Below are 4899 nucleotides of genomic sequence, written 5' to 3' on the forward strand. Positions count from 1 at the left end.
CCGACCCACCCGGGTCGCAGTTCAACGTAACCGTCACAACATCACGAAATAACTGCAACTACGAACTTAAGGAACCCTCATGTCCCACACCATCACTGGCCGTGCCCGCCACCTCGGCCCCGCCGCCGGCCTCGTCCACGCCAAAGACGACCACCGAATCATCAACTGGACCGGCGACGCCCAGCTCTACCTCCTGAGCCCGGCCCTGCGCGGCTACAACGCCGTCGTCGTGGTCACCAACGACAACTCCGACCACGCCCCCGAATTCGGTGTCGAGACCAACATCTACGGCCTCGAAGGCGAAGGCCTGCTCCTGGACTGGGACGACATCGGCGGCGGCCGCGGCATAACCACCATCGCCGACGCCCTCGTAGACGCCGGCTACCAGCTCGCCTGAACAACCACCCACACCCAACCCGAAAGGAACCGGCCATGAGCAACCACCTCGAATGGGGCAACGCCCGCGACGCACTCGCCACCGTCCAACAAGCCAACCGCCAGGACCGCCGCGACTACCTCGGCGAGACCAACACCCCACCGCCGCACCCGCCCATCTTGCAGGCCAACCTCGTCAACTTCGACGGCGACGGCCTCGCCCTGATCGGAACCCGCGAAGAAATCCTGACCTACCTCGACCGGGCCCGCACCCACATCGAACGCCACACAGAACCCGGCACCGGCCAACCCTGACCGAGCCACCCCGACCTCAATCACATTCCCAGAAAGGAACATTCACATGGCCACCATGGACATGGACACCAAAGCCCTCATCTTCACCGCCGGCCAACCCGACCAATTCGGTCGGACCTGGCCCCTGGCCATCTACGGCACCACCCGCGACCACCGCTCGATCTGCCTGAGCCGCAACATCTCCCCACATGTCCAGGCCGTGCAGGCGTGCCTCGACATGGCCGAAGAAGCCGGCATGACCAACGTCCACGTCGGCCACGACACCTGCGGCTGACCCCCACCCCCCGGGCCCGACTTGGTCTTCCCACCCGGGAGCCCGGGTCGGGCCCCCTTTTTTCTTCCCGCCCGAACGTCCTCGGCCACCTGCCGGCGGCCGAAAAAACCCGCCACTCACCACTACCTGTCAGCGGTGGGGTCGCAGCGTAATCGGCCGGGGGCCCGACCCGTCCAGCCCCGCCCGGGCCCGGCTCCGCAGGCCGAGTGACCTTTTCGGCCCTACCCAAGCTCGCTGCCGCTCGCGGGGCCGAAAACCCTGCTGCGCCAACCCCGGGACTCTGCGGGCTGGACAGCCCACCCTCGGCCGGTTCCGCGCACCCCCAGCGCGCTGACCGGCGCGCGCATATCCATCCGGAACGGAGAAACCCATGACCATCGCGGACTTCACCCGCATCGAGCCCGTCGTGTCCATCGTGTGCCACGGCGAAGCCGGATACCCCTACCGCGCCGACTGCCAATGCGGCCACCGGACCGAGAAAGCGTCCACCGAAGACGCCGCCCGCGTCCTGGCCGAAGCCCACCGCGACGACGACCACCACGGCCACGCCACCGTCGCCGTCGACCCCTCGGTCCCGACCATTCCCGAGATCTACGAGGGCATGTTCGATCACTGCCTCACCGTCACCCACGCCGAGAGCGAATGGGCGGCCATCCGCGCAGGCATTCCCCAATGGCACGACGGCGGGAAAACCCGCGGCGAACTGGCTCGCATCGCCCACCGCCGCTGGGACGCCCTGCGCAACAACGGCGGCCAGGCGGCCGGCAAATGACCGCCAACGCGCTGCGCAGCTGGGACGGCCTAGCCACCCGTCGCCACGGATACGACTGGCATATTCACACCCCCGCCGGAGTGTTCATGCTCCGGCCCAAACCCGATCACGGGACCGGCTGCCACACCGGCCCATGCCGGATCATGCCCGGACTGCGCACACCGCTCGATGGCACCGACCACGCGAGCCTCGGCGACGCCCGAGCAGCCATCGCCGAACACCTGGGTCTGGTCGACAACACCGACCAGACCCTCCGCGCGGCGCTGCGCTAACACCCAGCCCGTCGGGCCGGTCGACCCCTGCACCCGCGGGAGGTCGACCGGCCCCCCTTTTTTCTTCCCGGTTACGGGGCAGGCGATAGCCCGCCTGCCGGCGGGCTATTGGGTTTGGGCTGTACTCACCAACACCTTGTCAGCGGGGCGCCAAGTGTATTGGCCGCCAAGAAGATCGGCGCGTCAAGAACCCTTCCCGAAACCGGTGACGGCGCACCGAGTGACTATGTCGGCCCCTACCCAAGCGCGGGCCCAGGCGCCTGCGGCGCGGACCCGACGCCCGGGGGCCGACATTCGCCGCCCACCGGCCCCGGTCACGGCCGTTGACTCACCCGATCCAGGCGCCCAATCCCCCGCACCCCAGCGCTGACTCGCGCCTCGATCACCAACCAGAACGGAAACGACCATGGCCAAGACCACAAACACCACCGAAGTCCTGCGCACCTACCACCTTGCCGAGCGCTTGCGCGGCATCGCCAGTGACGCCCTCTACAGCAGCTTCGTCGGCGTCGAGGAACGCAAGCCGATCGACGGATTCATCGTCACCGCCCACCAGGTCGCGCACTGGTGGGGATACAGCACCCACGTGCGTGCCCTCAGTGCCGCCGGCGAACTGGTCGCCGCTGCCGAGGCCGCCGCAGCACACCCCCTGCCCGCATCCATCCGGTCCCGCGTCCGCACCTTCCGCACCGGACCACTGACCTGGCAGCACACCGCCGGACAGATCACCAGCAGTGGCACCGACACGAACCCCAGCACCCGGTTCGTCGCAACCGGAAACGCCCACTACTACGAGCTTCACAGCACCTACGACATGGACACCGTCACGCGCAGCTGGGAGCTCTACATCGACAGCCAACAGCAAGAGCGGCGATTCGCCGGGCCCACCGGCGCCGCCGACTTCGTCATCGACCAGTACGAAGCAGGCCGCTAACCCGGCCGCCCCGGCAAGAAAGGACCAGCACCCGTGATCATCCGCGGCATCATCTCCCGAACCACCGACGCCGGCCGAAACGTCGACATCCCGTTCATGATCGACTCGAGCACCGGCACCTACAACCAATGGGGCCACGACACCATGACCCTCGGCGAAAACGTCGACCTACTCGAATCCATCCGCGACGCCATGATCGACGCCGACTGACATCAGCTAAGGGGCACGGCCAGCCACCCGGTTGGCCGTGCCCCTTTTTTTGCGTCAACCCCACCCTGGCGGCGCGCCGGCGCACCCTGTGCGACCGGCGATGGCCACCTAACGGTGGCCGAAATCCGTAGCCCCTCACCGGCTTGTGGTCACCACGCCGCCGGCGCCCCAGGGGCGCCAACGGCTCCACACCAAACCTCACCAACGCCTAGTCAGCAGGGCGCTAACCCTACCGATCGGGTCCTCGCCATCAACCCACGCCCGAACCTGGCGCCGGCGGCGGAGGACATTTGCGGCCCAATCAGCTCGCTGCCGCTCGCGGGCCGCAAATCCGCCGGCCCCAGCCCCGGCCTCAAAGGGGTTGACACCGAGGCCTTCCGATCGTCCGGACGCACCCGAGCTGACCGGCGCCAGAGCCGGTCACCACCAACGGAAGGACCGACCATGACCACCACGATCCCGCAAGCATTCACCGTCGCATTCGCCCTCGCGGCCGACGCCGCCGAGCTCATTGAGAACACCGAGCCCGGACAGACCACCCTGCGCGGCCACAAGTACGGACCGTTCGACATCCGTATCCGGCGGACCTACACCCCCGAACGCGACACCCTCACCCTCATCGCCTACCACGACGGCCAGATGATGGCCTCCATCGTGGCCGTCAACAACGGGGCCAAGACCGTCGCCCGCATTCACCAGATGCGGATCGGGGACCTGATGGTCAAGCGGACCACCGATCACAGCTTCACCGGAATCGGCCGGGTCGAGGGCCAGCGCCGCCGCTTCACCCTCACCGTGCACCGCGGCCGCGGCTGGACCGTCGACGTCAACGCAGAAGAACCCACCTGGTGGCTCAACTTCACCGAGGCCGCCAAGCACATCACCGACACCTACCACCCCGCCAGCTAGACCACGGCCGGCCGCCCCCGGGCGGCCCCACCCGTGTCTTCCCGCTCTCGGCCCACCACCGACAAGGCCACCTCGCGGTGGCCGAAAAACCCGCGCACTCACCAACTGCCTGTCAGCGGCCGCCCATCGTAATCGGTGGGCTCATGTCGGGGTCAACCCTGCAACCGGTCCGCGCCGCGGCGTACCGAGTGACTATTTGGGGCCCTACCTCAGGTTCGCCCCAGGCGCTGCGCGCCGGCGAACCCGGGGCCCCAAATCCGCCGCACCGCGCCCCGGCCTTGGTCGGTTGACCCCGACGCCCACCGATTCCCGGTCGCCCGTGCCACCCGGCACACCAACTCGACCGAAAGTCACCACCATGTCCGAACTCATCGCCACCATCTACCTCAACGACGCCGACGCCAGCTTTCTGGGCTTCAACCGCATCGCGCCCGCCCGCCTCGCCGCCGCCGCCGGCTTCACCCTCCCCGTCGACGGCCCCGTCACCGAAGCCGCCACCAAAGCCGCGCTCGAAACCATCTTCGAGCAGCTGAACATCGACGAGCCCACCGCACCCTGGGCCATCAAGTACCGCCTCGCCCGCCACCGCAGCCTCAGCGTCGGCGACGTCGTCGCCCTCGGCGAGACCGCCTGGGCCTGCGCATCGGTCGGGTGGGACCGCGTCACCACCGACGACCTGCGCGCCGCCATCGCCCGCTAACCCACCAACAACGGGGGCCGGCCACCACGGCCGGCCCCCCCTTTTGCCTACGGCCACGCCGCGCCGGCCGCGCTCGCGGTGTTCCGCGCGATGCCGACCTCGTGGTGCTGGCGCACCTACTCGCCGGCCGCGCTCGCG

Annotated in this window: 9 protein-coding genes; all 9 read left to right on the forward strand. The window is 68.6% G+C overall.

Annotation, left to right across the window (positions count from 1 at the left end):
• Positions 1 to 79 precede the first annotated feature (79 nt).
• Entirely contained in the window at positions 80 to 397 is a 318-nt protein-coding gene (locus ACJH7A_RS29920; protein WP_406803270.1) for a hypothetical protein, read from the forward strand.
• Between the two features lie 35 nt (positions 398 to 432).
• A complete protein-coding gene (locus tag ACJH7A_RS29925) occupies positions 433 to 690 on the forward strand; it encodes a hypothetical protein (protein ID WP_406803271.1) in 258 nt (85 codons plus the stop codon).
• A 46-nt stretch (positions 691 to 736) separates the two neighbouring features.
• The gene (locus ACJH7A_RS29930; RefSeq protein WP_406803272.1) at positions 737 to 964 is read left to right on the forward strand and encodes a hypothetical protein; all 228 of its coding nucleotides are present in this window, start codon (positions 737 to 739) and stop codon (positions 962 to 964) included.
• Between the two features lie 370 nt (positions 965 to 1334).
• Positions 1335 to 1736: a hypothetical protein gene (locus ACJH7A_RS29935; RefSeq protein ID WP_406803273.1), complete on the forward strand. Its 402-nt coding sequence runs from the start codon at positions 1335 to 1337 to the stop codon at positions 1734 to 1736.
• Positions 1733 to 2008, forward strand: coding sequence for a hypothetical protein (locus ACJH7A_RS29940; RefSeq protein ID WP_406803274.1), 276 nt, complete (start codon positions 1733 to 1735; stop codon positions 2006 to 2008). The genes ACJH7A_RS29935 and ACJH7A_RS29940 overlap by 4 nt, the downstream gene beginning before the upstream one ends.
• Positions 2009 to 2414: 406 nt before the next feature.
• Complete coding sequence (locus ACJH7A_RS29945) at positions 2415 to 2942, forward strand: hypothetical protein (RefSeq protein WP_406803275.1); 528 nt, start codon at positions 2415 to 2417, stop codon at positions 2940 to 2942.
• Positions 2943 to 2975: 33 nt separating this feature from the next.
• A complete protein-coding gene (locus ACJH7A_RS29950) occupies positions 2976 to 3152 on the forward strand; it encodes a hypothetical protein (protein ID WP_406803276.1) in 177 nt (58 codons plus the stop codon).
• 444 nt (positions 3153 to 3596) lie between these two features.
• A complete protein-coding gene (locus tag ACJH7A_RS29955) occupies positions 3597 to 4061 on the forward strand; it encodes a hypothetical protein (protein ID WP_406803277.1) in 465 nt (154 codons plus the stop codon).
• 358 nt (positions 4062 to 4419) lie between these two features.
• A complete protein-coding gene (locus ACJH7A_RS29960) occupies positions 4420 to 4761 on the forward strand; it encodes a hypothetical protein (RefSeq protein ID WP_406803278.1) in 342 nt (113 codons plus the stop codon).
• The last annotated feature ends 138 nt before the right edge of the window (positions 4762 to 4899 follow it).

Source organism: Mycobacterium sp. SMC-17 (assembly GCF_045310915.1).
GTDB lineage: Bacteria > Actinomycetota > Actinomycetes > Mycobacteriales > Mycobacteriaceae > Mycobacterium.

Bases quoted from the DNA above. Each gene is read 5' to 3' on its own strand.
- ACJH7A_RS29920 (WP_406803270.1), top strand. From the start codon at position 80: ATGTCCCACACCATCACTGGCCGTGCCCGCCACCTCGGCCCCGCCGCC.
- ACJH7A_RS29925 (WP_406803271.1), top strand. From the start codon at position 433: ATGAGCAACCACCTCGAATGGGGCAACGCCCGCGACGCACTCGCCACC.
- ACJH7A_RS29930 (WP_406803272.1), top strand. From the start codon at position 737: ATGGCCACCATGGACATGGACACCAAAGCCCTCATCTTCACCGCCGGC.
- ACJH7A_RS29935 (WP_406803273.1), top strand. From the start codon at position 1,335: ATGACCATCGCGGACTTCACCCGCATCGAGCCCGTCGTGTCCATCGTG.
- ACJH7A_RS29940 (WP_406803274.1), top strand. From the start codon at position 1,733: ATGACCGCCAACGCGCTGCGCAGCTGGGACGGCCTAGCCACCCGTCGC.
- ACJH7A_RS29945 (WP_406803275.1), top strand. From the start codon at position 2,415: ATGGCCAAGACCACAAACACCACCGAAGTCCTGCGCACCTACCACCTT.
- ACJH7A_RS29955 (WP_406803277.1), top strand. From the start codon at position 3,597: ATGACCACCACGATCCCGCAAGCATTCACCGTCGCATTCGCCCTCGCG.
- ACJH7A_RS29960 (WP_406803278.1), top strand. From the start codon at position 4,420: ATGTCCGAACTCATCGCCACCATCTACCTCAACGACGCCGACGCCAGC.